Source organism: Vibrio sp. 2132-1, assembly GCF_033344315.1.
In genome coordinates, this window is record NZ_JAWPON010000334.1 from 1 (window position 1) to 704 (window position 704).

The 704-nt window shown below is 47.7% G+C and carries 1 protein-coding gene; it reads left to right on the top strand.

What is annotated here, in order from left to right; genetic code table 11:
- Nucleotides 1–704 (top strand): ATP-binding cassette domain-containing protein (locus R8N47_RS25250; RefSeq protein ID WP_318186113.1); only part of this gene is annotated, 704 nt, incomplete at both ends.

Below are 704 nucleotides of genomic sequence, written 5' to 3' on the forward strand. Positions count from 1 at the left end.
TGGAGACGTTGCACCCAGAAGAAACACCACTGCAGCACATGATGCAGATCGCACCGGATCAAACAGAGCAGCAACTGCGCGATTACCTAGGTAGTTTTGGTTTCCAAGGCGACAAAGCGCTAGAAAAAGTAGCACCGTTCTCTGGTGGTGAAAAGGCACGCTTGGTGCTGGCATTGATCGTGTGGCAAAAACCAAACCTATTGCTACTCGACGAACCAACCAACCACCTAGACTTAGACATGCGCCAAGCGTTAACCATGGCTCTGCAAACGTTCGAAGGTGCGATGGTGATTGTTTCACACGACCGCTACTTACTGCGCGCAACCACCGATGATTTGTACTTAGTGCATGATCGCCAAGTTGCACCATTCGATGGTGACCTAAACGACTACTACAAGTGGCTGACTGAACAACAAAAAGCCGAGCGAAAAGAAGCACAAGCGTCGCAACCAGTTAAAGATACCGCAAACAGTGCCGCTGCGAAGAAAGAGCAAAAACGTCGCGAAGCGGAATTTCGTAAACTGACGGCGCCAATTCGCAAAACCCTGACACAATTAGAAAATAAAATGGATAAGTTAGGTGTAGCACTGGCAGAGGCTGAAGAACAATTGGCGGATAACTCACTGTATGAAGCCGAAAATAAAGCTAAACTAAATGAAGTGCTGGCCCTTCAAGCTTCGAGCAAATCAGAACTTGAAGAAGTG